This is a genomic window from Polyangium mundeleinium, assembly GCF_028369105.1.
Lineage (GTDB): Bacteria > Myxococcota_A > Polyangia > Polyangiales > Polyangiaceae > Polyangium > Polyangium mundeleinium.
In genome coordinates this window covers 12,731,056-12,756,877 of record NZ_JAQNDO010000001.1, presented here as the reverse complement: position 1 = coordinate 12,756,877, position 25,822 = coordinate 12,731,056, and the positions used below count along the sequence as shown (strand labels likewise).

Sequence of the window (25,822 nt, the reverse complement as noted above, 5' to 3'; positions counted from 1 at the left end):
CAATGCGGCTAAGGGGAGAGGTGTTCGTCCTCCGGCAAGAGCGCATTCACGCGCGCGATGTCGCGGCGAAACTCGGTCCACCGGGCTTCGCGCTGGCCGAGGTCGTCGAAGGGGACGTCGTGGAGGTCGCGGAGGGCGGCGTCGGCAACGCGGCGGAGGGCGGCGCGATCGAGGAGGCCGAGCGCGTGGGCGTCGAGCGCGTGGCCGATGTAGGTGTCATTGAAGGCGACGCCTTTCGCGCGCCAGGCGGCGCGGCCTTCCGCGTCCGTGTTCACGACGTCGTGAATGAAGACGGCCCGCATGCCGTCGCCGGGGTGCTCCATCATGCGAGCGCCGGCGATGGCGTCGCCCTGGCCGCTGTCGCCGCAAAAGACGAACGTGTATTCGGGGAAGAGCTTGCGGTATTCGATGAAGCTTCCGTATTTCTTGTCGGCCATGAGGTCGTGCGTGGCGAGGTGGCCGAAATCGCCGGTGAGGACCTTGGCATGAGGGAGACCGAGCGCCGTAAGGTGCTTGCGCGTGATTCCCTCGCCGAAGCCGACACGATCACCAGGGCGGGCCGTGAGAAAGGTGAGGTCGCCGAGGTCGCCGTGCGGGGAGAACGCGAGGTCGAGCTCGTTGTAGAAGGCGCGCACGCCGGGGTAGGGGCGGGGTTCTTTCGTGCGGGGATAACGGGCGTCTTTCCAGTTCGGATAGAGCGTGTCGTCGATGTCGGAGAGGACCTTCAGATCGGCGCGGGGGGTCGCCGCGACGCGGAAATGCTCGAAGAGCTTTTCGCGGAGGAGGTCGTCGTCGAGATCGCGAAAAAAGAGCTGCTGGAGGTCGCGGTAATCGCCGCCGTCGTCGATGGCGTTCTTCAGGTCGGTGAGCTCCGCGCCACGCGTGCCGAGGAGGATGCGGCCGAGGGCCGTTTCGTCGGCGGTGTCGGTGCGGCCCCGCTGGAGGGCGAAGATCAGCGCCGCGCGGGTCGAGATGGAGAGGTCGCCGAGCCGCTCCTCGCAGAGCAGGCGAAAGAGGGCGGTGCGGTTGTCCGGACCAACGACACGGTCGTCGATGCTGGAGACGAGCCTTTGGAGCGGGAGGCGCCCGAGGAGATGGTCGAGCTCGCGGGGGCGGGCGTCGCGGAGGAGGTCGAGGATCCGCGCCTCCTCGGTCCGATCGGTGTGGCGCGCGAGGAGGCGCTCGATCGTCGCGATGGTTGCGTCGGCGGCGGTCTTGTCGAAGTCGTTCGGGCCCATCAAAGATAACGATAGAGCCCAGGCCGCGCGGCCGTCAACGGCCCGTCAAGCGGGGCCGCCCTCGCCCTCGGTCGCGCCCAAGAGGCGCGGATCTTTCGGGCCCTCCGTCGTTTCCACGGCGATTCCATGGCGGGTCAAATACTCCACGCCGTTCTCGCCCGCATACCCCTCGGCCACCACGATGACCTTCGTGATGCCCGCGTGGTGGATGAGCTTGGCACACAGGATGCACGGCTCGCCCGTGACGATGATCCAGGCGCCCCGCGTGGCCACGCCGCTCGCGGCAGCGTTGCAGACGACGTTCATCTCGGCGTGGTGGCAGCCGATCTCCATGCGCGTGCCGCTCGGGATCTGCATGCTGTCTCGCAGGCACACGTCGCCGCCGCAGAGGTCGCCGCCGCCGCGCGGGCCGCCGTTGTAGCCGTCCATCAGGATGACGTTGCGGTCGGGGTCGAGCAGGAGGGCGCCGAACTTGCGGCGGGGGCAGTTCGACGCCTTGGCGAGGGCCAAGCATTGCTCGATCCGGATGCGCAGGTGTTTCGCCTTCATGACGGGGACGTCTCGGCGAGGGTTTTACCCGGCTCGCTCGATCGGCGCAAGGAGGATCCCGCGCAGAGCGATCCAGCGAGCCGGACCCGGGAGGGGCGTCGAAATGGGCGCGGCGCGCCTCAATTCGTGCATTCGATGTTCGAGAGCATGCCCGTGCCGGTGAACTTGTTGTCGCATTTCACGATCGAGCCCGTCGTGCCAGGACCGATGTTGATGCCGAGGTTCGGATTGTTGATGCCATTGGCCGTGTTTTTCTCGAACACGTTGTCGTTGCCCCAGCCCATCGTCGCCTGGCGCACGACGAAGCCGTCCTTCGGGCTCTTGTCGCCGATGTTCTCCGCGAAGAGGTACTTGTTGCCCGTGACGGCCACCCATGCGTCCTCCGAGCCGTCGGGCGTGAGGCCCTCGCCGTCGAAGGTATTTCCGCGGATCTCGCCGCCCTGCGTGCCCTCCTTGAGGTCGACGTGCTCGGTCTGGATCCCGGGGCCGAACTTGTTCCAGAGGATCTTCGTGCCGTCGCAGGCGTCCGGCATGTCCGGAGACGGCCAGGCGCTGTCGTCGCTGCCCACGTAGACGCCCTCCGCCGAATCCGGCACGGTGCGGCCCGTGTTCGTGATTTCGCAATACTCGATCGTGTTGCGGCTGGCCCCATTGCGGAGCTGAATGGCCATTTCTCCGACGTCGTGCACGAAGAGGTTCGAGAGGATGTTGTCGCTCGATCCGTCGACGTAGATGCCCTTGCGGCCGCCCATGATCGTGATGCCCGAGACGACCCAATGGTTCACCTGGAGCAAGCGGAGGCCGGTGTTCGAGGGCATGGCGCTCGTGTCGAGGATCGCGTCGCGCGGGCCGCAGACGACGATGGGTTTTTCCGCGGTTCCGCTCACGAGCTCGAGGTCGAACGTGTCGGCATAGGTGCCCGGCGCGAGGCGGATGAGCTGGCCGGGCGTGGCCTTGGAGAGCGCGTCTGTCAAGGCGGCCGCGTCGGCGACCTCGACCACGACGTCATGCGGCCACTTGCAAGGATCGGCCGGCGGACCACCGCCCATGCCGCCCTCGCCGCCCATGCCGCCGGATCCTCCTATGCCACCCGCGCCGCCCGAGGCGCCGGTGGCGCCCGAACCCCCCGCACCACTCGAGCCATCCCCACACGCGGAGACGATGGGGAGCGCGAGCAAGAGGGCCGTCAAGGAGACGACACCCGAGCCCGAAAGGAACGACCGGATCAACGAAGAAGTGCGCGAGTTTCTGACGATCATGAAGGTTCTCCAGCGAAGAGCTTACCTGGAGCCGCGGCGGGCGGGAACCACTTTGCATCGAGCAGAAGCGTGCTCGCGCGCCCGGCGCGCGTCCCATCGTTGGCCTCGGTTGATTCGATGGTTTGCCGAGCCGGCAAGTGCACAGCCGTCTGCGCGCGCATTCGGAATGCGGGCCACAGGCCGATCAGAAGCAGATTGCTGCACCAGGGACGGACGTTTTGTATGTGCTGCAATGATTGCTCGCGACGACCCGGATCCGGGGAACGTGTGTGGTTTTTGATACATGCAACAGGGGCCGCCGCGCGAGGCTCGGTCTTCTGCTTGAAGGGCCTCATGGCCGTTGACGCGCTGCTCGTCCGCGTGCTGCGGCGGTCCGTGACGCGTTCTCGAAGGTCGTGGGCGAAGCCTCGGGCGTGATCAGTAAGACCAGCCGAAGCGGAGCTCGAACCGCGCGGGCGCGTCGCGGGGCACGACGCCGACGAGCTCCAGCGTGGAGGGGACCGGCAGGAAGATCGTGCGCACCGCGCTCAGGAAAAACGCCGGGGAGGAGGCGCCGATGCCGAAACGCGCCGAGCCGATGTCGAGGGCCGAGGCGAAGCGGTAGCCGCCGAGGAGGTAGACGGTGCCCTGGAGGAGATAACGGCGCGTCGCGCTGAACCAGGCGGAGCCGATACGGAGGTCGACGCCCCAAGGCAAGGCGATCTCGTCGCCGGCGCTCTGGACCTCGAGGGCCCCGGCGAGGGACCAGAAAAACGTATGGGGTCCCGACATGGGGTAGTGGGCCGCGCCGAGCCAGGCGCCGCCGAGGAAGCGCGTCGTCGGAGCGCCGAAGCTCGGGCCGAGGACGAGGCCGGCGGTGGGCAGGAGCGGAAACCGGCGGCGTTTGAAGGTGCGCAGGTCGTCGACGTCGACATCGGGGGCGTCGTCGGCGCGCGCCGAGGTGCTCGTCGTGGTCGACGCCGCGAGGGCGAGGAGGAGCGAAGGAAGGGCAAGGGTCATTCTCATGGCCCAATCATGGCACGGGCTGGTAGGCTGCGGACGCCCTCATGAACCTTCGAGCCCCCGGAATCGTTTTGGCCGTTGCTGGTTGTCTGTTTCCCGCCTGCGGCGGTGAGAGTGCGTCGTCTCCGCCGCCGGAGTTCGCACCGTCGAGCAGCGCCGCGGAGCGAGAAGAAGCGCCGCCCCCGCCTCCCGAGGCCGATCACGGGCCGGAGCCCGGAGAGAGCCCCGCGGCGAGCGAAGACAAACCGAGCCCCAAGGCATCCCCGACGACCGAGGAAAAACCCGCACCCCCGGCGGACGGCAAAGCCGCGGCAGCGTCGGACGTGCCGGGCGCGAACCTGTCGATCGGGCAGCTCGAAGCGGACGGGCTCATGGCGAAGGACATTCAGTGCAAGACCGAGGGCGGCGGAATGGCGCTGCTCGGGGCGGTGCTGGTGACTGCATGGATGTCGCCGCAGAAAAAAGCGCTCGACGCGTGCGCGCCCGCCGGGACGGAGACGCGCGTGGTATGGAAGGCGCGCGGCGGGAAGGTGGCCGAAGTGCAAGCAGCGGGCAGCCCGAAGGTGAAGGCGTGCGTCGAGCGAGCGCTCTCCGGGGGAAAACCGGTGCTCGAAGGGCATTGCGCCGCCACGATCGTGCACGGAAAATGAAGGGGAGGACGAGCGAATGACCCGCCGCGCATTTTCCGTCGCCGTGTATCCGCGGTATGAAGGCCGCATTCTCTTGATCCGCCACCGGCGGCTCGGAATCTGGCTGCCGCCGGGCGGAGAGATGCTGCCCGACGAGACGCCGCTCGAAGCGGCCGCGCGCGAGCTGCGCGAAGAGACGGGGCTCGTCGGTCGGTTTCCCGTGGTGAGCGACGTCGACGGGACGCCGCCGGGGTTCATCGGCTACGAGGAGCACCCGGCCGGGAGCAAGGGGATTCACTTGAACTTCGTGTTCGTGGCCGACGTGGACACGGACGAGGTGCACCCGAATGACGAATTCGAGGAGTGGCGCTGGGTGACGCATTTCGACGACGTCGGCGGGCCGCCGAACGTGGCGCAGCTCGGGAGGATCGCGCTCGCGGCGCGGGCGCGCGGGTGAAGGGCGCGCGGGGCAGTCTTGCCGCCCCGCGCGTTGATTCAGGAGGATCGAGAGTGCGTCAGTAGACGGACCCGATCCAGGTCTGCATGGCGCTCGGGCTGCAGCCGTGCTTCTTGTGGCCCGCGCCGAGGTTGAGCTCCTTGATGATCTGCGCGCAGGAGCAGCCCGCGGTGTCCTTCATGGTGAAGTCGAAGTTGGGGCCATTCGGCGCGCCGATTTCGAACTTCAGGCCGCTCTTGCTCGTCCAGATGGAGTTGTTCGGGTTCAGGCCGTCGGGCGCCGTGTCGTACTTCGTGTAGGGACACTCGTCGACGTTGTTGCAGACGCCGTCGTAATCGCTGTCGCCCGTGCAGCCGTACTCGCAGGCGTTGCCGATGCCGTCGTCGTCGTCGTCCCTCTGCGCGGGGTTCGCCACGTACACGCAGTTGTCGCAGACATCGCCGACCTGTCGTAATCGGCGTCTTCCTGGTAGGGGTTCTGCGTGTACTTGCAGTTGTCGCAGGCGTCGCCGATGCCGTCGTAATCGGCGTCGTACTGGTCCTTGTTCGCCGTGCCCGGGCAGTTGTCGCAGGCGTCTCCGATGCCGTCGTAATCGGCGTCCGCCTGGTCCGCGTTTGCGACGTACTTGCAGTTGTCGCAGACGTCGCCGACCTTGTCGTAATCGATGTCCGCCTGGTTCGCGTTCGCCACGTACGGGCAGTTGTCGTAAGCTGTGCACACGTAATCGTAGTCGACGTCCGCGCAATCCAGACGACCTTCGGCCGTCCCGAGCTCCTGCGCCTCGTCTTCGGGGGTCGCGGCGTTCATGCAGCCCACCGCGATGAGCGTCGTCAAGACAGCGGTCAACGAGTAGAAAGCATTCTTTCGTTTCATGCGAAACACGCCCCTCTTTTCGTGCGAAGCTGGCACGGAAGTGCACTATTGGCGAGTCACTTGTTCACAAGGTTGATCCAATGCTGCATGATGCCGGGCGGGCAGCCGTGCTTCAGCGGGCCTTGGCCGTTAACGCCGAGCTTGAAAAGGATCTGCTTGCAGGAGCACCCGCGGGTCTGCTCCACAGTGAAGAAGAACTTGGAGGGGTCGCCGTTCCCCAAGTCCCCGACCGTGAACGCCGTGTCCCCCGTCTTGGCCAGCTGGGGGCGTCGCCGACGTCGTCGTTATCGCTGTCCGCCTGATCGGGATTGTCCACGGTGACGCAGTTGTCGCAGGCGTCGCCGATGCCGTCCCCGTCGATGTCCTTCTGATTGTAATTGGCGACCGTCGGGCAGTTGTCGTCCGTGCTGCACACTTTGTCGTTGTCGGCGTCCACGCAAAAGAGCAGTCGCCCGTCGACCGTATCGACATTCTCGTCCTCTTCACGCGTCACGGATTCCATGCAACCGACGGCGACGAGCATGCCGAAGAAAGCAGTCACGTAGTGGAAGCCATGGATTCGTTTCATGCGAGACCCACCCCTCTCGTTCGACGGTCATGGCCGAGCCCGGCGCTTCGCTCGGCGCCGAACATTGAAATGCTCACGCGCTGTTCAGCCCGACACACGGAGGCGGAACGCGCGACGCGAGGCCGGTGGTGGCAGTACCCCTCCGTGTGTGGCTTTCCCGCCTCCACGAAGGTCGGTACAATCAGGAGCACCGCCCCGGCGTCGAATTCGTGCCGCACTATTCATCACGGAGGGGTGGTCATCAAGAAGAAATCGGGAGGTCGAGGCGAGTAGGGAAGGGCGCAAAGCCGCGACGAACCCGCTCCGTCGGCGAAAAGGCGCGGTCGTCGAGAACGCCGGGGTTTTTCCCGTCGCTCGAATGATTGTCTGGAGGATCGGGAAGGGGGTCCGCGCTATGGAGCAGCGGGTGGTCAGCGGAGTGACCAGACGGCCGCGCGCGGCATTCGATCGGCTAGCACTACTCTGCCATCCTGACCGACCCTGCCCGCGACCTGACGCGTGCCGAGCTTGATCTACGGCCCTTCGTGGTCTGCCGTGGCGAAAAATTTGGCCCAGCGTCTTCCCTTGCGCTGGTTTGCCCGCGTGACCGCCGTCAAACCCACATTCGAGAGTGACGAACTTCCTGAGGAACACTGGGAGCGCGAGTTCGAGCACTGGTTTGCACCGTTCCTGCACGAGTTCGGCTACCCGTCCCAGCAGAAGTGGGGGCCGGTCTACCTACGTGGGCTGCTCGGGCCAGGCGACCGCAAGAGCATCGAGCCGATGGCCGCGCGAGTTTGCCCAGGTGAGACGCAGCAGCTTCACCCCTTCATCTCGACCTCTCGCTGGGACACGGCCGGGCACGAGCGCGTGCTCCTCGAGAAGGCTGGAGCGCTCGTCGGCGGCAAGAACGCCCACCTCATCATTGACGACACCGCAATTCCAAAGAAGGGAACGCACTCGGTCGGCGTCGCGCATCAGTACTGCGGGCAACTCGGCAAGAACGCCAACTGCCAGGCTCTCGTCTCCATCACGCTTGCGCGTGACGAGGTGCCCGTCCCGGTCGCGCTCCGGCTTTACCTCCCGAAGGAATGGGCGCGCGATCCAGAGCGACGGCGACGCGCGAAGGTACCCGAGGACGTGGTATTCCGGACGAAGTGGCAGATCGCGCTCGCCGAGATCGAGCGCATCATGCGCAGCGGCATCGAGTTCGGCGATGTCTTGGCGGACGCGGGGTACGGCGCGTGCGCCGCGTTCCGGCGTGGGCTTTCGGAGTTGAAGCTGAAGTGGGCAGTGGGCGTGAATCCGAACCAGCTCGTCTATCCGAAGTCCGTTCGTGTGGCCGCGCCCGAGCGAACACGACCAGGCGGGCGTCCGCCAAAGCGTGGGAAGGTGTCGGCTGCTCCGAGGAAGGCGCAGGAGGTATTCTCGACGCGCGCAAAGAACGGCTTCAAGGAGGTACAATGGCGTGACGGGACGAAAGGCCCGCTCTCCGCGTCGTTTGCCGCCATCCGCGTGCGTGTGGCTGATGGGCCGAAGGTCATCGGACACAATCGTGGGCCAGGCGAAGAAGCCTGGCTCGTCTGCGAAAAGCGCGCGAACGGCGTGCGGAAATATTACCTTTCGAACTACCCGCCCGACACCGAACTCGGAACGCTCGCCTCGGTGATCAAGGCGCGCTGGGCTTGCGAGCAAGCACATCAGCAGATGAAAGAGGAGCTCGGACTCGACCATGTCGAGTGCCGCTCCTGGCACGCGCTGCATCATCACGCGCTCCTGACAATGATGGCCTTCGCCTTCCTTCAGCACCTACGCAACGCCGAAAAAAAAGCTTGGGCACAGCGGCCCACCGCCTGAACCGTCGCTACCGGAGATCCGGCGGCGACTGATTCAAAGGCTCGCTGCGCCCATGAGATGCGCGCGGTGCGGAGCGACGGTGCGGGCGCTCGTGCCGATATGAAGGTGTGGTTGGTGGTGGCAGAGTAGTGCTAGGGGTGCATCACGGAAATCCAGTATTCCATGGTGCTGATGCTGCAGCCGTGGTCGAGCACTCCCTGGCCGAGGTTGAGCGCCGCGACGATCTGCTCGCAGGAGCAGCCGCGGGTGTCTTCGAGGGTATAAAGGCGCGGCGCGGGTTGGCCCTTCAAGCCGCCCGAGTCGAAGACGGGGTCATTGTCGACGAGGGCATAGCGGTTGTACCAGAGCAAGACGGCCGGCACGGTCAACTCCGGGATGACGGTGAATGGGCAGAAATCGTCCACGTCGCAGATGAAGTCACGGTCCTTGTCGATGCAATCACACGCGTCGCCGAAGCCGTCGAGATCCCCATCGAGCTGATCGGGGTTCGGGACGTCGAGGCAATTGTCGTCGATGTCGCAGACGAGATCGGCGTCCACGTCCGAGCAAGGAGGCGGGGGCGGCGGAGGCGGGGGCAGGGGCGGTTCGCAGGCGTCGCCGAAGCCGTCGAGATCGCCGTCGAACTGATCGGGGTTCGGGACGTCGAGGCAATTGTCGTCGATGTCGCAAACGAGATCGGCGTCCACGTCCGAGCAAGGAGGCGGGGGCGGCGGAGGCGGGAGCTCTTCGCAAACGTCGCCGATGCCGTCGCCATCGGTGTCGAGCTGGTCGGGGTTCGGGACGGCGGGGCAAATATCATCGATATCGCAGATGAGATCGCCGTCCCCGTCGACGCAGGCGTCACACACGTCGCCGAGGCCGTCGAGGTCCACGTCTTCCTGGCCCAGGTTCGGGTGGTGCGGGCAGTTGTCGTCGGGGTCGCAGATCGTGTCCTTGTCGGCGTCGGGGCATTCGCAGGCGTCGCCGATGCCGTCGCCGTCGGTGTCCTCCTGGAAGGGATTTCCCCACTCCGGGCAGTTGTCGACGTCGTTGCAGATTTTATCGCCATCGATGTCGGGGCAGGCCGAATCGCAGGCGTCGCCGATGCCGTCGCCGTCGGTGTCCTTCTGGTCGGGGTTTTTCCAAGCAGGGCAGTTGTCCGCGAAGTTGCAGATGAAATCGCCGTCGATGTCCGGACAATCGCAGACGTCGCCGAGGCCGTTGCCGTCGGTGTCTTGCTGGTCCGGATTTTCGTCGTCGGGGCAGTTGTCGACGTTGTCGCAGATTCCATCGAAGTCGCGATCCGGGCAGGTCACCGGCGGCGCGACCAGGTTGTCCTGGGACGACTCCAGGTCCTCGCCGTGGCCGCCGAAATCCATGCAGCCGGCCAGGATCATCGCGGTGAAGAATCCCGTCGCGTAATGGAAGCCATTCCTTGGATTCATGGAAATTGTACCTCGCTTCCGTGAAGACGATTGCCAAGAGCGTGACGGTGGCGCGCCGTGCATGACGGCACGTCCCCCCATGCACGTGCCATAAGGGACGCGGAGGCTCGCGCGGCTCGGTTCGATCGATGAGGCGCGGCCTCGTCGTGCGCGGATTCGCGGCGCACGCGCGTCCGCGACGCACCGGTCCGCCAGACCCCGCGTCAATTCATACCGTTACAATCTAGCCGTGGAGGCTCGGCTATCAAGCCGATTCCGCGATCATCACGGCTGCGTCATTGCGGCGAATATCCAGGTGGTGAGGAGACCTGGAGACCTGGAGGGGGCACGAAGAGAGGGGAGGGGTGCGTCGTTTCCGCGCGTCGCAGACGCCCAGGACGTGCCGTCAGCGCGTCGACGCCGGCTTCGAGGCAGCGTCGGCCGCGCGCAAAGAAGGCACGGGCCCGTCGGGCGCGGCGGCGAGCAGGAGCTGCGGCTCGACGCCGGTATGCGTGGTGATGAGCCGCGCGCCGCGCTTCCACGTGAAGTATTGCCAGATCCAGTTGAACATGACGAGGAAGCGGTTCTTGAAGCCGATCAGGAAGAAGACGTGGACGGCCATCCACGCGAGCCAGGCGAGGAAGCCCGCGAGCTCCAGCTTTCCCATCATCGCAATGGCGCGCTTGCGGCCCACGGTGGCCATCGTGCCCTTGTCGAGGTACACAAAAGGCTCGCGCGGTTTTCCCCGGACCTCGGCGCGAATGGTGCGCGCGACGTATTTTCCCTGCTGAATGGCCGCAGGGCAGAGGCCGGGGACGTCGACGCCGTGTTTGTCGCGGCAAGCAGCCATGTCGCCGATCGCGAAGACCTCGGGGTGGTCCGGGAGGGAGCAATCCGAGGAGACCTTGACCCGGCCGCCGCGGTCGAGCTCGACGCCGAGCGCACGCGAGAGCTTGGTGCCGCGGACGCCCGCAGCCCAGACGACGGTGGCGGCGTCGATACGCTCGCCATCCCCGAACGCAATGCCATCGTCGTCGATGCGCGCGACGGGCCGGCCTTTTTCGACGGTGACGCCGAGGGAGGCGAGCTGGGCTTCGGCGCGCTTTCCGAGGTCCTCGGGGAACGCCGCGAGGATACGCGGGCCGGCCTCGACGAGGACGACGCGCGCCTGGGAGGGGTCGATGGCGCGAAAGTCCTTGGAGAGGACGTGTGTGGCGAGCTCGGAGAAGGCGCCGGCCATTTCGACGCCCGTGGGGCCGCCGCCAATGACGACGAAGGTGAGCAGGCGCTTGCGTGCCTCGGGGTCGGTCGTGCGTTCGGCGCCCTCGAACGCGAGGAGCATTCGCTCGCGAATGCGGAGCGCCTCGTCGAGCGTCTTCAGGCCGAGCGCGTGCGTGCCCCACTCGTCGTGGCCAAAGAAGTTGTGCGTCGCGCCGACGGCGAGGACGAGGTAATCGTAGCGGAGCTCGCCCTTGTCGAGCAAAAGGCGCTTGCCCGGGAGGTCGACGCCGTTCGCCTCGGCGAGGAGGACGCGGACGTTCCGCTGGCGCGAGAAGACCGAGCGGATGGGGACCGCGATGTCGGCCGGGGAGAGGCCCGCGGTCGCGACCTGGTAGAGCAAGGGCTGGAAGAGGTGGTGGTTGGTCCGGTCGACGAGCGTGACGCGGACGGGCGCGCCCGCGAGCGACATGGCGGCGTTGAGCCCGCCGAATCCACCACCAACGATCACCACATGAGGCATGTCCTTGCGATCGGCCATGCGGCACCTCCCAGGCGGCCCGGGTTCGAGTAGAGCCCGGGCGCGTCGCGGAACGGAAGTCTTTTCGACGACTCCGTAGGGAAGGGGACATGCGGAGGCGAGAGGGCACGCGTAGCAAGCGGAGGTGATGGGCGTCGTCCCGATTCATGACTTACCATTCCGCTTGCGGGGGGCGCCGCGCCCGATGGCGAGCGCCGGTCGTGCATGATCAAGAAATCACGAAACGAACGTCGCGTGTCGGGGAGCGCGGCCCGTGCGCCGTCGAGGCGTCGCGCGGCCCCGCCCGAAGAAGCGGCGGGGTGGACGTTCCTGACGAACCACGCGCACGTGCTGTTCTGTCTGGCCGAGGATCCGGAGGTGCGGCTGCGCGACGTGGCCGAGCGGGTGGGGATCACGGAGCGCGCAGTGCAGCGGATCGTGACGGACCTGGAAGGGGAGGGGTTCGTGACACGAGAGCGGGTGGGGCGGCGGAACCTGTACGAGGTGCATCCGGACAAGCCGCTGCGGCACCCGATCGAGGCGCACCGCGACGTCAAGGCGCTCCTCGCGTTGATCCTCCGCGGCCGGGCGCCGAGGGCCACGCGCTGACGCGAAGCCCCCCGTCGAGACAAAAAGCACCGGGAAACGCGCCGGCCTTCCCGTTTGGGGTTGGCTCGGGAGGAAGAGCCGTGCTACCTCGGTGGCGCTTTGGGCGCGCGTCCAAGGCCGTACGACCAAACGGTCACGGCCGATGGGCTCGTCGTCTGGAGGCTGGAGAGATGGCCGAGTGGCTTAAGGCACACGCTTGCTAAGCGTGCGATCGGGAAACTGATCCGAGGGTTCGAATCCCTCTCTCTCCGCCAGCCACGAACAGGAAGCAGGAACGAAGAGCGCGTCAGGGCGCGCGCCGTCCCTGCACCAGGTACACGAGCTCCGCCAGCGCGTGGACGTCGAGGCACAAGCGCACGGTGTCGCCTCGCACGATCGCGCCGTTGTACGGGCCCGCGAGCGCGACGAGCGGCGGAGCCGCATGCAACGAGGCCTCCTCGATCTCGCCGACGGACGTGACCGAGACGAAGAAGGAAGGCTCGTCCTCGCGGCCCGGATCGAGCTCGAGGAGGTACGAAGGTCCATCGTCGGGGCCAAGCGCCTCGCCGGTCTCGAGCGCGCCGAGCCCACGCACGCAAGCCGCGAGCGGAAACGCGAGCATGTTCGGGAGGTCGGCGCCAAAGGCGATGCGTCGAACGAGGCGCGCCGGGATCGCATAGACGTCCTCGCCCGCGCGGACCCACAGGACACGCACGAGGCCGCGCTCGAGCGGGACGTCGAGGGTGGCCGTGAGGCCTTCGGAAGGTCGGCTCGCGAGGCGCACGGTGCCGCCGAGGCGGCGCACGGACTCACGCACGAGGCCAAGGCCGAGGCCACGGCCCGCGAGGAGGTCGACGTTCTCGCGCAAGGTGAAGCCCGGGACGAAGAGGAGGCCGAGGAGCGCTTTGTGATCGGCCGTGACAGCACGCGCCGAGGCGATGGCGCCACGCGAGACGGCACGTGAACGCACGCGCTCGATGTCGACGCCGGCGCCGTCATCCCGCACGACGATGCGGAGCGCGGCGCCGCGCTGCTCGGCGGAGATCTCGACGCGGCCGGCGGGAGGTTTGCCGTGATGCGCGCGCGTGATCTCGGGCTCGATGCCGTGGACGATGGCGTTCTGGACGAGCTGGAGGAGCGGGTCGAAGAGGCCCTCGGCGACACGGCGATCGATGAGGGTTTCGCCGCCGCGCGCGAGGACACGGACGTCACGGCCGAGCCTGCGGGCCTGCGCGATCGCCGCGGAGACGACACGATCGAAGAGGGTCGCGACGGTGGTGGTGCGCATGAGCGCGATGTCGGCGTGCGCGGAGGCCGCCTCGAAGCGCGAGCGCTCGGCGATGCCGAGGAGCGTGGCAGCCTCGGCGTCGAGGGCGTCGGAGAGAGCCGCGACGGCAGCGGTGGCCTTGCGGAGGCGTTTCGCGCGGCGAGGGAGGGCGTCGTGCGGGCCGCGGGTCTCGGCGAGGGAGCTGCGGACGCGACGCGCGCGGGTGGCAAGGACGCCGAGCTCACGGCCGGCCGCGGCGATGGCGGATTCGGCGCGTTCGAGGGAGCGGACACGATCGAGGAGGCGATCGAGAGCGGCGGTGGAGACGCGGAGGGTGTCGCCGGAGAGGCGCGCGGCGCGAGGATCGAGCGAGGGCTCGGGGGTGCTGTGCGGAGGCTGATCGGGCGTGCTGTAGGAGGGCGGGGGCTGCGAGCTCGAACGAGCGCCGTACGCGAGGCGGCGGAGGACTTCGACCGCACGATCGGGCGCGGCGACGAGCTCGCCGAGCAGGCCCCGCCAGCGCGCGATTTCGCCGATGGCCCGGCGCGCCTCGACGTCGCTGCGGCTCGCGTCGCGCGCGCGATCTTCGAGGCCATGGCAAAACCACGCGGTGGCGTCGTCGCCGGCCGCGAGCGCGGCGGCCTTCATGGCGTGCACCTCGCGGAAGATGCCGGCGATGGCGTGCGGCTCGGGGAGCTCACCCGCGAGGAGCTCGTCGACCCGCGCGAGGCGATCGCTCATTTCCGCCGCATAACGCGCGCGTTTTTCGGGCGGCGCCGGGCGTCCGCGGAGATCCCACGGAGGCTCGGGCCATGCAGGCGCCGGGATGGGGCGGCCCGCAGCGAGGGCGTCGCCCGCGATGGAGAGGACCGCACGCGCGTCGACGAGGGCAGTGGCGTCGCCGTCGACGAGGCGTCGTTCGAGCCGCGCGAGGGAGTCGAAGAGCGCGCGCTCGCCCGCGAGGCCGGCCGATCCTTTCAGCGCGTGGATCGCGCGGCGCGGGGCGTCGTCGAGCGCGTCGCCGTCGAGCGCAGGGGCGTGGCGCTGGATCTCTTCGAGGAGGAGGCGGGTGATCTCGCGATCCGCCGTCACGGCGAAGCCCCACCGTCGTCGCCCTGCGGCGATCCGGGCGAGGCTTCCCCTGCACGACCTTCGTCCCCGAGTTCGCCGAGCAAGCGCGAGAGAGGCGCGAGCACAGGGCGGAGCGCGCCGAGCAGGAGCGGGCGCGCAGGGGTGGTGGCGCGGAGCGTGGAGAGCGCCGAGAGGAGGCCACGCGCATGCTCGGCCGCGAGCGCGACGGCCCGCGCGACCTCGGGATCGATGCCCGTGGCGCGGCGCAGGTGCTTCTCGACGTCGCCGAGCGCGAGGCCCGCGCGGACAGCGGCGTCGCCGAGCGTGCGCGCGGATCCGCCCGTCTCGTCGGCGGCCATGAGGACGTTTGTGAGCTCGCCGCGGAGCAGGCTCGTCTCGGCGGCCATCTCCTCGACGACCGCGACGAGATCACGCGTGGCCTCGGCCCCGCGCGCGGCGTGCGTGCGGATCTCCTCGGAGACCAGGAGCAGCGCCTTGCCTTGGGGCTCCGGCGTGCGCGCGCCTTCGAGGCCCGCGTTCAGCGCGATCACGCTGAGGCGCTCGAACAGATCGGCGACACGCGTGGCCGCGAGCGTGAGGCCATCGGCGTGCGCGGCCATCGCGCCGGCGCGCTCGGAGACGCCCTCGATCGAGGCGCGTTGCCGCGTGACAGCTTCCATCAGGCGCGGCGCGCCCTCGGCCGCCTCGGTCACGGCGCGTTGCGCTTCGCCGTGCGCCGACCAGAGCGCCGTGTCGACGTCCGCAGGCGTCTCGGGCGCGCTCGCGGGCTCGGCCGCGCGCCGGAGCACGTCGATCCACCTCCGCCTGCGCGGCGCGCTCACGACGCCGCCTGCGGCGAACGAAGCACCGCCGTGCGCGCCGTCCAGATTGCCTCCTCGGCCTCGCGACGGAGGGCCGCGACATCGAGGATCGCGGCGTCCGTCTCGCCCGCGCGCACGAACCCGTCTCGCGCCTCTTCGAAGAGCCCCGACGACTCGATCGCGCGGCCCACGATGGCGACGGGCTCGCCGCCGAGGTCGCAGAGGACGGCCGTCGTGCGTTCGTTCTGCGACGACGGCGAGAGCCCTTCCTCGTCGATGCAGAGGACCGTGACGACCTCGCCGTTCGCGAGCCCGACGCCCGCGGCAGGCTTGCGCAGGCCCTCGACGGGCGTGATCGAGGGGAGCACGAAGACGCCGCGCACGACCTCCGCCGGCACGAGCACGAAGCGTCCGTCCTTCGCGACCGAGACCCTCACGAGCACGCCCCCGCGTCGCACACGCCTACCTCGTGCGAAGGACGCGCGATTGCAAGAACTGGTAGATGATCTTCACCGCGTCGAAGGAGCCGACGGTGCTCTCCTTGACGACCTCGCTCACCGTGCGCTGCCCGTTCACTGCGTCGAGCACGAGCCGCTCGGGCCGCGCGAGCTGGCCGGGCGAAAGTCCTTCGAGCGCAAACTGATCGATCACGGGCACCTGATCGAAGTGGATCGTGCCCTCCATGAGCCGCCACTCGTCGACGCGGCGGAAGCCTTCGAGGACGAGCGCGCTCACGCCGAGGGTGAGCTTCGCCATGTCGGCCTCGGGGCGGAACGGCTCCTTCGTGAAGGAGAAGCGCCCGTACGGCCAGCGGAGCATGTCGTAGATGAGCTCGCTCGACTGCTTGGTCAGGATGTCGACGAGCTCCTCGCGCGTGACGATGCCGCGGGCCACGACCTCTTCGCCGAGCAGCTTGTTCGAGCCGCGGAGATCGGCGAGGAGCGTATCGAGCTGGTCACGCGAGAGCGCGCCCTTCTCCAGGAAGTAGCGGCCGAGGCGGTACTCTTCGGTGGCGCCGCGCGACTGCACGAAATCGATCTGCCCCTGCCGCATGGAGATCGTGATCGAGGTGCGGTTGTTCGTGACGTGCAGGACGCCCGTCTGGCGCTGCATGCCGAGCACCTGGAGGATCTCGGCGAGCGCCACGACCGAGAGGTCACCGCTCATCGCCTCGCGCACGCCGTCGCCCGGGTCGAGGTCCTTCACCGTGAGCGAGAGCGCCGCGAGGATGTCGGGCGTCATCGCGCGCGCGACGGCGGCCATGACGGAGGCCTCGCTCGCGCGATCCTCGGGCGAGATGGCGAGGATCGCAGGCACGACGGCGTTCGCGACCTGCTGCGCGAACTCCACGCTGGCGCGCTGCCGCGCGTGCCGGATGTGCATGCTCGGGCGCATGCTCTCGACCGGCAGCACCTCCTCCTCGGGCATCTTCTGGCCCTCGGGGACGGGGCGCGGCGAGCGGCCCTCGGCGGTCTTGGCGAGCGCGCCCTCGACCACGGTGACGAGCGCGCGCGCGTCGAAGGGTTTCGTGATCGCGTCGACGGCGCCCGTTTGCTGGACGAACGTGCCGCGGATCTTGTCGCCCTTGGCGCTCATCAGCACGACGGGCAAGGTGCGGTGCGTCGCGTCCGACCGGAGCTCGCGGCAGAACTGGTAGCCGTTCATCCGCGGCATCACGAAGTCGAGCAGGACGAGGTCGAACTTCGGGCCTTTGCGGATGAGCTCGAGCCCCGCCACGCCGTCGCGGGCGGTGGTAGGCTCGTAGCCGTTGCGGGCCAGGATGGCGCTGACGACCTTCAGAATGGTCGGGCTGTCGTCGATGACCAGGACACGCGCCGCGCTTGCCATGTGGGCGGCGCAAGCCTAACTCGGGCCGACGGAGATTCGCGCAGCGAAAACCGTAAATCGTACCGCTCCGCCGAACGGGCGGTCGAAGCGGGGCGCGGCGGCCCGAAACTTGGCCGTCTCCAGTGGTCCCTGGCACGAGAGACCCCGTGCCGATGCCTCGTTCGTCCCCCGCGCCCGCCGAGACCCGCCTCGCTTGGCACGAGCGCGCCCTGCGTTTCGTGGCCGTGGCGCTACCGTTCGGGCTCGCGCTCACGAGGGCCGCGGGCAGTGGGCAGTGGAGAGACGATCTACCAGCGCTGCGTGACCTCGGGCTGCTCGCGGTCGGCATCGGAGGTGGCGCGTCGACGCCGCTGACGCAGGCGCTCGGCCTGCTTCCGCTCGGCCCCCGGACCTTTCGGGCTGCGCTCGGTGGGGCGATCGCGCTGGGCGTCGCGTCGATCCTGCTCTTTGGCCTCGCGCGGCGGCTCTTGCGGGCGCTCGGCGCCGGGCCGACGCTCGCCTCGGCGCTCGCGGCGCTCGGGACGCTGACGGCTGCGCTCTCGCCGGTCTTTCAACGCGAGGCGACCGTCGGCGGCGGCGCGATGATCGCTGTCGCGCTCGCGCTGGGGACGCTGCTCGCGGGGACCTCGGCGTTGCGCGCGGAAGGCGCCCTCGCGGTGCGCGGCGCCGTGCTCTTCGGCGCGCTCGCGGGCGCGACCCTCGCAGAGAGCCCGCCGGCCGCGTTCGCTGCGGTCCTTGCCGTGCTCGCGACGCCAATCGCCGAGCGGCTCCCGTTCGGCAACATGGCGGGGATCGAGCCCTCGCCGATCCCGTCGCGCAAGCTCGTCGCTATCTCGTTCGCGTCGATGGCGGCCGTCGCGCTCCTTTTGCTCGTGCCGCTCGTGGTCCGGCCGCTCGCGCCGCGGGCGTTCGCCGACGTCGGTCGCGCGCTCTCGGCCGCGGATCTGACGGGCTTCGACGTGGCCGGGCCGCGGCTCTCGAGCCTCACGGCGTGGGCGCGCGAGGTCGGCGTGGCATCGCTGCTGATCGCGCTCGGCGGGGCCGTCGTCTCGCTCCTCGTGCCCGGCGCGCGTGGGCTCGTCGCGCCGCTCGTCGCGTTCGTCGCGTTCGATACGCTGATCCCGGCGCGTGCGTTCGCCGCGCTGTACGCCGATCCGATGACGCCGGTCCGCGCGCTCGCCGTGGCCGCGCTCGCCGTGTGCTCGGCGCTCGGCGTCTGCGCGGTGGCGCGCAAGCTGCTCGATCTGCGCCTGCCGATGGCGAAGAGCGGCGCGGTGCTCGTCGTGGTTTTTCACGTGACGCTCGTCGCGCTCTCCTCGGAGGAGGCCGGATACGTTGCGGATCGTGGCAAGCTGCTCGCGGCCGAGGAGTGGACGGACGGCGCGCTCGGCCGGCTGGAGCCAAGCTCGGCGATCCTCGTGCGCTCGCCGGCGCTCGCGTTCCGGCTCTGGGCGGCGCGGCTCCTGCGCGGCGAGCGGCCCGATGTGCTGATCGTCCCCGAGCGGCTCCTGCACCGCGGGCGCGTGGCGCTCAGCCTGCTCGCGGTGGAGCCGGAGATCGAGCCGCTCCTCCGGGACTACGCGATCTCCGGGCAGCCGAGCGAGTACGCGCTCTCCAAGCTCGCCGACGTGCGGCCGCTGCACGCGGAGATCGAGCGGAGCTGGCCGCGGCGGCTCGTCTCGCACCTCACGGTGGACGGATGCTGGCTGGAGTATGCGCCGCAGCCGCTCGGGCCTTCGGACCGCAAGCTCTCGACGACCGCCTCACTCCAGCCGATCCAGCGCGTGATGGCCGCGATCGCCGCGCCGATCGTGCCGGACACGGCGACGTCGACGGTGGTGGCGGGGACCTTGCGGGATCAGAGCGCGGTGCTCTCGATGCTCGGCGAGCACGACGCGGCACAAGCGTTCCTCGACCAGGTCGGCCGTCTTGCGCCGGGCGAGGCAGGCCTGACGGGCGCCTCGATCAAGCACGTGATCCTGGCGAAGGCGATGATGGTCGCCGCGAACGCGCGCGCGCCGCGCCGGCCGGGGATCTCGGCGTCACGCGCGCCCTGACAGGGCGACTCCCTCAGGACGCGGGCAACGTCATGGCCTGCTGGCTCGGCCGTTCCGGCTGACGGATCGACTTCACGCGCCGCTCGAAGCTCCGCCGATCCTCGTCGGAAATCGTCACGCCTCCGAACCGCGCTGCGATGTAGATCTCGGTGAGCTCGAGGACCTCCTCCGCGAGCGGATGCGACATCGACACGAGCGCCTGCGCATGCCGGAGCGGCGGTACGCTCGGCGAACGGCCCACGCCCCGCGCGCCCATCGCCGCGTCGAGCGACTCGTACAGCGCCGTCGCGAGCACCGCGCTCGCCGAGCGAGGATCCGCCGCGCGTGAGGCCGCCGCCGCGCGTTGTTTCTTTCGTCGCATCCAGAGCGCCGCGCCACCGGCCGTCGCGACGATCGCCGCCACGACCAGGAGGCCCGCGCGGCCCCGCGGCCCGTCCGTGCCCTTCGATCCGCCGCGGCGATACCGCGACGTGAGGCTGTTCAAGAGCCCCACCTGCTGGCTCAGATCGTAGCTCACCACGTGCCGATCCCAGCGCTGGCTCGTCGCTTCGATCAGGTCGCGCAGGTAGGCCCACACGCCGACGATCTCGCTCTTCGGCGCGGCGTCGGCGGGCGGGGTCGGGTCGAAGGTGAGCCAGCCGTATTCGTCGATCCACGCCTCGACCCACGAGTGCGCGTCGCCCTGGCGCACGGCGTAGAACCGGCCGAAGCGGTTGTAGCTGCCGCCGACGAAGCCCGTCACGTTGCGCGTCGGCACGTCGAGCGTGCGCAGCATGATGGCCATCGCGGTCGAGTAAAACTCGCAGTGCCCGCGCTTTGACTCGAACAGGAAGTGGTCGAGCGGCTGCGGGTCCTTGCCGGACGGCGAGGCGAGGTCGTACCGATAGTCCGTCCTCAAATGATTTTCGATCGCGCGGGCTCGTTCGAGCGAGGTCGTGGACTCCTTCGTCCACTCTGCGGCGAGCTCGCGGATCCGCACCGACATGTTCCGCGGCAGCGTGAGGTACTTCCAGCGCTCGCCGCTCGGCAGCTTGCGGAAGGACGGGGTCTTCTTGCGCGAGAGGAAGACGTCGTACTTGATGCCGCGGTCGTCGATGGGCTGGTAGCGGAGCTCGCCCTCGGGGCCCTTGAAGGCCATCGCTTGCGGCTCGGGCGCCACCGTCGCGCGTGTCCGCAGCCGCAGGCCCGAGGCGTAGGGCGGCAGGAACATCACGGGCGGGTCGATCGGCTCGAGGTCGATCCGCATCACCGGATCGAGCGCGGAGTCGGGCCAGCGGTCGTCGATCGGGACGATGCCCGCCTCGTTCTCCGCCGCGCGCTTCCACGACTCGCTCTGCGTCCACGTGCGGCCGTCGTACGCGTCGAGCGCGGCGCCGCGCAGGTGCAGCGGGATTCGCGCGGGCGGCGGATCCGGCAGGTTCGGCATCTCGATGCGCATGACGAGCGTCGGGTCGCTGCGGAGCACGCCCACCTCGCCGAGGTCGACGCGGCCCGAGAACCCGATCACGCGGCCGGAGTGCCCGCGGTTCAGGAGCAGGAGCGAGAGCCCGACGCGCGGGAAGAGCACGAAGAGCAGTGCCGTGAACACGAAGATCGGCACCGAGAGCAGGCACGTCACGCCGAGGAACGTGCGACCCACGACGCGGCGCGAGCGCAGGATGCGCGGCACGTCGACGGGCAGGCCCGTGCGATCACGCGCGCCTTGCCGGTAGTTGCCCTCGACCTCGCGCCGGAGGTGGCTCAGCACGAGTGCGCCCGGCGCCACGATGATCACGCCGAGGAAGCAGAGCCCGTAGCCGAGGCCCCCGCCGAGCACCGTGCCCGAGATCAGGTGCAAGAGCGCGAGCACGATCACCTGCTGGTCGTGCGCCGCGCCCTTGCGCGTCGCGAGCCGGATGATCTGCAGCGCCGCGGCGAACTCGATCACCACGTCGAGCACGTTCGCGTTCGGGTCGAAGAGCAGCCGCCCGATCTGCAGCGCGAGCACGCCGATCAGCGTGATCGCGTCGAAATGCTTGAGCGCCGGGTACTTCTCCCATACGTCGCGGATCAGAAGCGCGATGACGAGCCCGCCGATGAGCGAGCCGCTCACCCAGGGCCCGAACTGCCCGCTCGCGAGGAGCGCGAGGATGCCGAGCACCGCGAGCGCGTCGGTCATCACCCGGTGAACGAGCCCGAACCTCATGCGTGCCCTCCGCTCGTCCGCGAAGGCCCGCCCCGCGCGAGCCCGCGGCGCTCCTGGATCTCCTGCACCCGCTCCTCGTCGACGGCGTCGAGCAGCGCGAGGAACCGGAGGATCCGATCGGATCCGATGTTCCTGTCGCCGCGCGCCTCCTCGCCGAGGTTCGTCGCCACCACGACGCCGTCGCCGCGCTTGATGTGGGCCACGGCGCGCGAGGCCACCTCGCGGATCCGCTTCTCGAACTGCTGCGCGAACACGTCGCCCGAGCCCTTCGGCCGCACCACGTCGATCACGAGCCGCACGTCGGGCCGCGTCTCGCGCGCACGCTCGCGCAGCACCATCTGGTTCGTGATCGCGCTCTTCCGCCAGTAGATGTCACGCGGATCGTCACCCTCGCGCATCGGCCGGAGCGCGTACGTCTCGTCGCTCGTCCCGCGCCCCGCCGTGCCCACGCCGCCCAGCGCGCGTCCCCGATCCTCGGGCGGGAGGCGCACCGGATCGACGGCCGGATAGATCACGAGCTCCCCGTCGGCCGTGACCTCGCGGGATTTTTCGAAGAGCCCAAAGGGAAAACGCGTCGCGATGCGGAAGCCCGTGTGCCGATCGCGGCCGCGGCGCGCGGGCGTGCGCCGGTAGGCGGCGACTTGCGCGCTCGATGGGCTGATCTTCAGGAAGAAGCAGCGTTTGTCCGCGGGTTGCCCGGCGCGCAGATCCTCGACCTCGATCGCGTACGAGGGGATCCGCTTCTTGTGGTTGTAGACCTCGATCTCCACGAGGTGCGCCCGGCCCACCTGCGCTCGCGTCGGCAGCCTTCGCGTCACGGTCAGCGTCCGCAGCGACAGCTCGCTCATCACGCTCGACACGACCATCAGCGAGAGGAGCATCCCGAGCAGCAGGTACAGCAGGTTGTTGCCCGTGTTGATCGCCGCGAAGCCCACGCCGAGCGTGATGCCCACGAAGTATTTTCCTTCGCGGGTGAACTTCAGCCGCCGCGGCATCTTGAAGCTGAAAAACGAGCGCCAGAACCGCGTGAGGGCGTTGTCCGCGCGCGGCGGCGTTGCTGCCGGGGCGCCGGGCAGCGGCGCGAGCGGGCCGGGCACGGTCGGCAGCGGCGTTGCTTCCGGCCTCGTGACACGGCTGTCCCGGGGCGGTTTGTCGCCTCGAACGGCGAGCGACTCGGCCTGCCTCCGGTCCGCCACCATGCGCGCCTCGCTCAGAGCGGGACCGGCACCCGCGCGACGATGTCTCGCACTGCGTTCTCGCACTCGTCGCGGCTTGGCATGTAGCCCTCGGCGTGCGCGGCGAGGCGGATCCGGTGTGCGAGCACGGGTACCGCGAGGTCGTGGATGTCGTCGGCGATGCAGTAGGTTCGCCCGTGGAGCACGGCGCGGCTCCGCGCGGCGCGGGCGAGGTTCATTCCGGCGCGGGGCGAGGCGCCGAGCGAGAGCGTCGGGCTCGCGCGCGTCGCCGACAGCACGGCCTGCAGGTACGTCGCGAGCGACGCGTCGAGCTCCACCCGATCCACCTCGCGCTGGAGCGCGACGAGCGCCGAAGGTTCGAGCACCTGCGGCACGGCCTTGATCCGGTCCCCGTCGCCGCTCTGGAGCAGGAGGCGCATCTCCACGTGCGGCGGCGGATAACCGAGCCGGATGCGCACCATGAACCGGTCGAGCTGCGACTCCGGCAGCGGGAACGTGCCTGCGAAGTCCTGCGGGTTTTGCGTGGCGAGCACGAAGAACGGATCGGGAAGCGGCGTCGTCACGCCGTCGACCGACACCTGCCCCTCGTTCATCGCTTCGAGCATCGCCGACTGCGTCCGCGGGCTCGCGCGGTTGATCTCGTCGGCGAGCAGGATGTTCGCGAAGATCGGGCCTTGCCGGAAGACGAACTGCCCGGTGCGCTGATCGAAGACGCTCACGCCGAGCACGTCGCTCGGCAAAAGGTCGCTCGTGAACTGCACACGCCGGAGCTCGCCGCCCACGGCCTTTGCGAGGGCGCGCGCCAGCGTCGTCTTGCCGACGCCGGGCACGTCCTCGATCAGCACATGGCCGCGCCCGAGCAGCGCGATGAGCGCGAGCTCGACGGCTTCCGGCTTTCCTTCGAGGGCCTGCTCCACCGCGGAGCGGAGCTCCTGGAGCACGGGCGTCGTTTCCCGCGCGATCGAGAGCGCCGACGTCATTGGGGCTGATGCTAGCACGATCATCGCCGACGCCTGCGGTAACCTCCTGATTTCTGAAGCGCGGGGTACCGAGGCGTCGGTCCTTCCCGGCTCTCGCCCCCCGCCGGGCTTCCTTTCCGCACTCGTGTGGCCCGACCCCCGGGCCGCATGTATGCTCCGCCGTCGTGGCCGTCCCCGGTCCTTCTCGGGCCCCTTCAAACGATGACGACGAGCGTCGGAACGCCTCCTCCGCGGAGGCCGACGCGCTCGCCTTGACCCCGGCTCCGGGCGGCGCCGCCCTGGAGTTACCGGGGACGAGCGCGCCGCTCTCGGAGCCGACACCGCTCATCCCGCCTTCGAAACAGGGCAGCGCCTTCTGGCGCGTCCGCGGGATGATCCGCACGGTCCGACCGAGCCAGTGGGTGAAGAACCTCTTCGTCCTGGCGCCGGTCGTCTTTGCCAAGCACCTCACGCACCCGTCGATCATCAAGAGCGCGATCGGCGCGTTCGGCGTGTTTTGCCTTCTCGCCGGCGCGGTCTACACGATGAACGACATCGTGGACGCCAAGGCCGACCGGGTGCATCCGGTGAAGCGCTTCCGGCCGATCGCGAGCGGCCAGGTCCCGGTCTCGGTGGCCAAGACGATGGCGGTCGCGCTCGTCCTCACCGCGCTCGGCGGCGCGCTGCTCGGGCCGATCAAGTTCTTCATCGTCGCGCTCGCGTACTTCGCGCAGAACGTCGCTTACTCCTTCGGCCTGAAGAAGATCGCGTACGTCGACGTCGGCCTCATCGCCCTCGGCTTCGTGCTCCGCGTCCTCGCCGGCGGCTTCGCGACGAACACGCCGATCTCCGGCTTCATGGTCGGGTGCACCGCGCTCCTCGCGCTTTTCCTCGGCTTCGGCAAGCGCCGCCACGAGCTCGCCTCGGCGGCGAACGCCGGCAAGCAGCGCGCCGCGCTCGAGGCCTACTCGCCGCGCGCGCTCACCATCGCGCTCGCGGCGACGGGCGTCGCCACGATCGCCACGTACCTCGCGTACACGCTCGACCACGACACGCAGCGCTTCTTCCAGAACCCCTGGCTCTGGGCCACGACGATTCACCCGCTCTTCGGCGTCGTGCGGTTCCTCCAGCTCGTCGTGAGCCGCCCCAAGGCGGAGAGCCCCACGCAGGAGATCCTGCGCGACGTCCCCTTCATGATGAACATCATGATCTGGGTCGCCGAGGTCGTGTTCATCGTCTACCGGCTGAGGCCCTCCTGATGGCGGACGAGGCGAAGGCGAAGGAAGAACCGGGAAAAGTCCCGGAGAAAAGCGACGCCTGGACCGACCTCGGCCTGACGCTCCCCATCTTTCTCCTCTACCACCTCGGCGTCGTCTTCCTCCCCGTGCGGAACGCCGCCGATCCCGTCACCGCCGAGCTCTCGGCGCTCGCGAAAAACAGCCTGCCCACGTATGCGGGGCTCACGGTCGCGATCGGCATCGCGTTCGTCGTCGTCCTCGCCGCCACGGGGCAGAAGCGCGCGCTCGAAGGCAAGCGCTTCGCGCTCATCGCCCTCGAAGGCACGCTCTACGCGATCCTCATGCGGTTCGCCGCCTCGTACATCGTCGGTTCGCTCACGCTCGGGCCGAGCGTCGAGACGCGCGGCGTCTTCTCGGGCGTCGTCATGTCGATGGGCGCCGGCTTCTACGAGGAGATCGCCTTCCGCGCTGGGATCTTCGGCCTCGGCGCGCTCGTGGTGAAGGCGATCTTCGGCCCGGGGATCCGTCGCCTCGTGCTCACGCTCCTCTGGGCCGGCGTCGCGGCGGTCGCGTTCTCGGCCTGGCATTACGTGGGGTCGCTCGGCGATTCGTGGGACGTCCAATCGTTCGTCTTCCGCGCCGTCTGCGGCCTGGTCCTCACGGCGATCTACGTATTCCGCGGCTTCGCGCCTGCGGTCTGGACGCACGCCCTCTACGACGTGTGGGCGATGGTGCTTCACGGATGAATCGAACAGCCCGCTCGCTCGCCCTCCTCTTGAGCACGTTTCTCGCGGCGTGTGTCGCCGGCACACCCGAGACCCCTGCGCGGGGGCAGGGCGCGCCTCCGCCCCTGCCGGAGGTCAAGACGGCGCCGCCTGCGCCGAACATGCTTTGGATTCCGGGCGCCTGGCACGACGACGGCGTCCAATACGTATGGATTCCAGGGCGGTGGGAGTCCCCACGGCCCGCCACGCAAAACCCTGACGGCTAGCAGCGGCCGCGATGGGTTGCTTCGACACGAGCGCCGTGCTTTCTCCGCT

24 protein-coding genes and 1 tRNA gene are annotated in these 25,822 nt (G+C 69.1%); 9 read left to right on the top strand and 16 right to left on the bottom strand.

Annotation, left to right across the window (positions count from 1 at the left end; genetic code table 11):
* Nucleotides 1–8: 8 nt before the first annotated feature.
* The 4 genes from POL67_RS50560 to POL67_RS50545 form a co-directional block, all read right to left on the bottom strand.
* Nucleotides 9–1,238: a phosphatase domain-containing protein gene (locus tag POL67_RS50560; protein WP_271929787.1), complete on the bottom strand. Its 1,230-nt coding sequence runs from the start codon at nucleotides 1,236–1,238 to the stop codon at nucleotides 9–11.
* A gap of 45 nt (nucleotides 1,239–1,283) precedes the next feature.
* On the bottom strand, nucleotides 1,284–1,787 hold the full coding sequence (locus tag POL67_RS50555; protein WP_271929785.1) for a deoxycytidylate deaminase: 504 nt from the start codon (nucleotides 1,785–1,787) through the stop codon (nucleotides 1,284–1,286).
* 119 nt (nucleotides 1,788–1,906) lie between these two features.
* A complete protein-coding gene (locus POL67_RS50550; protein ID WP_271929783.1) occupies nucleotides 1,907–3,046 on the bottom strand; it encodes a right-handed parallel beta-helix repeat-containing protein in 1,140 nt (379 codons plus the stop codon).
* A gap of 417 nt (nucleotides 3,047–3,463) precedes the next feature.
* Entirely contained in the window at nucleotides 3,464–4,051 is a 588-nt protein-coding gene (locus POL67_RS50545) for a hypothetical protein (protein WP_271929782.1), read from the bottom strand.
* Nucleotides 4,052–4,092: 41 nt separating this feature from the next.
* Here POL67_RS50545 and POL67_RS50540 point away from each other — a divergent pair, with 41 nt between their 5' ends.
* Both POL67_RS50540 and POL67_RS50535 read left to right on the top strand, forming a co-directional pair.
* On the top strand, nucleotides 4,093–4,698 hold the full coding sequence (locus POL67_RS50540; RefSeq protein ID WP_271929781.1) for a hypothetical protein: 606 nt from the start codon (nucleotides 4,093–4,095) through the stop codon (nucleotides 4,696–4,698).
* A gap of 16 nt (nucleotides 4,699–4,714) precedes the next feature.
* Complete coding sequence (locus POL67_RS50535) at nucleotides 4,715–5,134, top strand: NUDIX domain-containing protein (RefSeq protein WP_271929778.1); 420 nt, start codon at nucleotides 4,715–4,717, stop codon at nucleotides 5,132–5,134.
* Between the two features lie 58 nt (nucleotides 5,135–5,192).
* Here POL67_RS50535 and POL67_RS50530 read toward each other — a convergent pair whose 3' ends face one another.
* The 3 genes from POL67_RS50530 to POL67_RS50520 form a co-directional block, all read right to left on the bottom strand.
* Complete coding sequence (locus POL67_RS50530; RefSeq protein WP_271929776.1) at nucleotides 5,193–5,315, bottom strand: hypothetical protein; 123 nt, start codon at nucleotides 5,313–5,315, stop codon at nucleotides 5,193–5,195.
* An 83-nt stretch (nucleotides 5,316–5,398) separates the two neighbouring features.
* Nucleotides 5,399–6,007, bottom strand: coding sequence for a thrombospondin type 3 repeat-containing protein (locus POL67_RS50525; RefSeq protein ID WP_271929774.1), 609 nt, complete (start codon nucleotides 6,005–6,007; stop codon nucleotides 5,399–5,401).
* Between the two features lie 112 nt (nucleotides 6,008–6,119).
* Nucleotides 6,120–6,575, bottom strand: a complete 456-nt coding sequence (locus POL67_RS50520) for a thrombospondin type 3 repeat-containing protein (RefSeq protein WP_271929772.1) — start codon at nucleotides 6,573–6,575, stop codon at nucleotides 6,120–6,122.
* Between the two features lie 534 nt (nucleotides 6,576–7,109).
* Here POL67_RS50520 and POL67_RS50515 point away from each other — a divergent pair.
* Nucleotides 7,110–8,411 (top strand): IS701 family transposase, encoded by a 1,302-nt coding sequence (locus tag POL67_RS50515; protein ID WP_271929769.1) that lies wholly within the window; start codon nucleotides 7,110–7,112, stop codon nucleotides 8,409–8,411.
* Between the two features lie 131 nt (nucleotides 8,412–8,542).
* Here the strand turns inward: POL67_RS50515 and POL67_RS50510 are convergent, their stop codons facing one another.
* Together POL67_RS50510 and POL67_RS50505 are read right to left on the bottom strand one after the other, a co-directional pair.
* Nucleotides 8,543–9,835, bottom strand: a complete 1,293-nt coding sequence (locus POL67_RS50510) for a thrombospondin type 3 repeat-containing protein (protein ID WP_271929766.1) — start codon at nucleotides 9,833–9,835, stop codon at nucleotides 8,543–8,545.
* 385 nt (nucleotides 9,836–10,220) lie between these two features.
* A complete protein-coding gene (locus POL67_RS50505) occupies nucleotides 10,221–11,573 on the bottom strand; it encodes an NAD(P)/FAD-dependent oxidoreductase (RefSeq protein ID WP_271929763.1) in 1,353 nt (450 codons plus the stop codon).
* Nucleotides 11,574–11,807: 234 nt separating this feature from the next.
* Between POL67_RS50505 and POL67_RS50500 the strand changes: the two genes are divergently transcribed.
* Nucleotides 11,808–12,161 (top strand): helix-turn-helix transcriptional regulator, encoded by a 354-nt coding sequence (locus tag POL67_RS50500; protein WP_271929761.1) that lies wholly within the window; start codon nucleotides 11,808–11,810, stop codon nucleotides 12,159–12,161.
* Nucleotides 12,162–12,325: 164 nt separating this feature from the next.
* Nucleotides 12,326–12,415, top strand: a tRNA-Ser gene (locus POL67_RS50495).
* Between the two features lie 32 nt (nucleotides 12,416–12,447).
* Here the strand turns inward: POL67_RS50495 and POL67_RS50490 are convergent.
* The 4 genes from POL67_RS50490 to POL67_RS50475 are packed head-to-tail and all read right to left on the bottom strand — an operon-like array spanning nucleotide 12,448 to nucleotide 17,147.
* Entirely contained in the window at nucleotides 12,448–14,499 is a 2,052-nt protein-coding gene (locus POL67_RS50490; protein ID WP_271929758.1) for an ATP-binding protein, read from the bottom strand.
* Nucleotides 14,496–15,320, bottom strand: a complete 825-nt coding sequence (locus POL67_RS50485; protein WP_271929756.1) for a methyl-accepting chemotaxis protein — start codon at nucleotides 15,318–15,320, stop codon at nucleotides 14,496–14,498. Before POL67_RS50485 ends, POL67_RS50490 begins: the two co-directional genes overlap by 4 nt.
* Complete coding sequence (locus tag POL67_RS50480; RefSeq protein WP_271929754.1) at nucleotides 15,317–15,757, bottom strand: chemotaxis protein CheW; 441 nt, start codon at nucleotides 15,755–15,757, stop codon at nucleotides 15,317–15,319. The genes POL67_RS50485 and POL67_RS50480 overlap by 4 nt, the downstream gene beginning before the upstream one ends.
* Before the next feature lie 4 nt (nucleotides 15,758–15,761).
* Nucleotides 15,762–17,147, bottom strand: a complete 1,386-nt coding sequence (locus POL67_RS50475) for a DUF4388 domain-containing protein (protein ID WP_271929751.1) — start codon at nucleotides 17,145–17,147, stop codon at nucleotides 15,762–15,764.
* A gap of 152 nt (nucleotides 17,148–17,299) precedes the next feature.
* Between POL67_RS50475 and POL67_RS50470 the strand changes: the two genes are divergently transcribed.
* On the top strand, nucleotides 17,300–19,204 hold the full coding sequence (locus POL67_RS50470; RefSeq protein WP_271929748.1) for a hypothetical protein: 1,905 nt from the start codon (nucleotides 17,300–17,302) through the stop codon (nucleotides 19,202–19,204).
* Nucleotides 19,205–19,217: 13 nt separating this feature from the next.
* Here POL67_RS50470 and POL67_RS50465 read toward each other — a convergent pair whose 3' ends face one another.
* The 3 genes from POL67_RS50465 to POL67_RS50455 are packed head-to-tail and all read right to left on the bottom strand — an operon-like array spanning nucleotide 19,218 to nucleotide 23,565.
* Nucleotides 19,218–21,389, bottom strand: coding sequence for a transglutaminase TgpA family protein (locus POL67_RS50465; RefSeq protein ID WP_271929745.1), 2,172 nt, complete (start codon nucleotides 21,387–21,389; stop codon nucleotides 19,218–19,220).
* On the bottom strand, nucleotides 21,386–22,588 hold the full coding sequence (locus POL67_RS50460; protein WP_271929742.1) for a DUF58 domain-containing protein: 1,203 nt from the start codon (nucleotides 22,586–22,588) through the stop codon (nucleotides 21,386–21,388). Before POL67_RS50460 ends, POL67_RS50465 begins: the two co-directional genes overlap by 4 nt.
* Before the next feature lie 11 nt (nucleotides 22,589–22,599).
* A complete protein-coding gene (locus POL67_RS50455; RefSeq protein ID WP_271929741.1) occupies nucleotides 22,600–23,565 on the bottom strand; it encodes an AAA family ATPase in 966 nt (321 codons plus the stop codon).
* A gap of 251 nt (nucleotides 23,566–23,816) precedes the next feature.
* Between POL67_RS50455 and POL67_RS50450 the strand changes: the two genes are divergently transcribed.
* The 3 genes from POL67_RS50450 to POL67_RS50440 are packed head-to-tail and all read left to right on the top strand — an operon-like array spanning nucleotide 23,817 to nucleotide 25,773.
* Entirely contained in the window at nucleotides 23,817–24,803 is a 987-nt protein-coding gene (locus POL67_RS50450; protein ID WP_271929740.1) for a decaprenyl-phosphate phosphoribosyltransferase, read from the top strand.
* On the top strand, nucleotides 24,803–25,528 hold the full coding sequence (locus POL67_RS50445; protein WP_136926846.1) for a CPBP family intramembrane glutamic endopeptidase: 726 nt from the start codon (nucleotides 24,803–24,805) through the stop codon (nucleotides 25,526–25,528). The genes POL67_RS50450 and POL67_RS50445 overlap by 1 nt, the downstream gene beginning before the upstream one ends.
* Nucleotides 25,525–25,773 carry a YXWGXW repeat-containing protein gene (locus POL67_RS50440; RefSeq protein ID WP_271929736.1) on the top strand — a complete coding sequence of 83 codons (249 nt, stop codon included), beginning with the start codon at nucleotides 25,525–25,527 and terminating at the stop codon, nucleotides 25,771–25,773. Before POL67_RS50445 ends, POL67_RS50440 begins: the two co-directional genes overlap by 4 nt.
* Nucleotides 25,774–25,822 lie beyond the last annotated feature (49 nt).

Excerpts from the sequence above, each read along its gene's own strand:
- POL67_RS50530 (WP_271929776.1), bottom strand. The coding sequence starts at position 5,315 with ATGAAGGACACCGCGGGCTGCTCCTGCGCGCAGATCATCAAGGAGCTC.
- POL67_RS50445 (WP_136926846.1), top strand. The coding sequence starts at position 24,803 with ATGGCGGACGAGGCGAAGGCGAAGGAAGAACCGGGAAAAGTCCCGGAG.
- POL67_RS50460 (WP_271929742.1), bottom strand. The coding sequence starts at position 22,588 with ATGGTGGCGGACCGGAGGCAGGCCGAGTCGCTCGCCGTTCGAGGCGAC.
- POL67_RS50550 (WP_271929783.1), bottom strand. The coding sequence starts at position 3,046 with ATGATCGTCAGAAACTCGCGCACTTCTTCGTTGATCCGGTCGTTCCTT.
- POL67_RS50475 (WP_271929751.1), bottom strand. The coding sequence starts at position 17,147 with ATGGCAAGCGCGGCGCGTGTCCTGGTCATCGACGACAGCCCGACCATT.
- POL67_RS50535 (WP_271929778.1), top strand. The coding sequence starts at position 4,715 with ATGACCCGCCGCGCATTTTCCGTCGCCGTGTATCCGCGGTATGAAGGC.
- POL67_RS50545 (WP_271929782.1), bottom strand. The coding sequence starts at position 4,051 with ATGAGAATGACCCTTGCCCTTCCTTCGCTCCTCCTCGCCCTCGCGGCG.
- POL67_RS50455 (WP_271929741.1), bottom strand. The coding sequence starts at position 23,565 with ATGACGTCGGCGCTCTCGATCGCGCGGGAAACGACGCCCGTGCTCCAG.
- POL67_RS50560 (WP_271929787.1), bottom strand. The coding sequence starts at position 1,238 with ATGGGCCCGAACGACTTCGACAAGACCGCCGCCGACGCAACCATCGCG.
- POL67_RS50465 (WP_271929745.1), bottom strand. The coding sequence starts at position 21,389 with ATGAGGTTCGGGCTCGTTCACCGGGTGATGACCGACGCGCTCGCGGTG.
- POL67_RS50520 (WP_271929772.1), bottom strand. The coding sequence starts at position 6,575 with ATGAAACGAATCCATGGCTTCCACTACGTGACTGCTTTCTTCGGCATG.
- POL67_RS50510 (WP_271929766.1), bottom strand. The coding sequence starts at position 9,835 with ATGAATCCAAGGAATGGCTTCCATTACGCGACGGGATTCTTCACCGCG.
- POL67_RS50540 (WP_271929781.1), top strand. The coding sequence starts at position 4,093 with ATGAACCTTCGAGCCCCCGGAATCGTTTTGGCCGTTGCTGGTTGTCTG.
- POL67_RS50505 (WP_271929763.1), bottom strand. The coding sequence starts at position 11,573 with ATGGCCGATCGCAAGGACATGCCTCATGTGGTGATCGTTGGTGGTGGA.
- POL67_RS50440 (WP_271929736.1), top strand. The coding sequence starts at position 25,525 with ATGAATCGAACAGCCCGCTCGCTCGCCCTCCTCTTGAGCACGTTTCTC.
- POL67_RS50525 (WP_271929774.1), bottom strand. The coding sequence starts at position 6,007 with ATGAAACGAAAGAATGCTTTCTACTCGTTGACCGCTGTCTTGACGACG.
- POL67_RS50470 (WP_271929748.1), top strand. The coding sequence starts at position 17,300 with ATGCCTCGTTCGTCCCCCGCGCCCGCCGAGACCCGCCTCGCTTGGCAC.
- POL67_RS50555 (WP_271929785.1), bottom strand. The coding sequence starts at position 1,787 with ATGAAGGCGAAACACCTGCGCATCCGGATCGAGCAATGCTTGGCCCTC.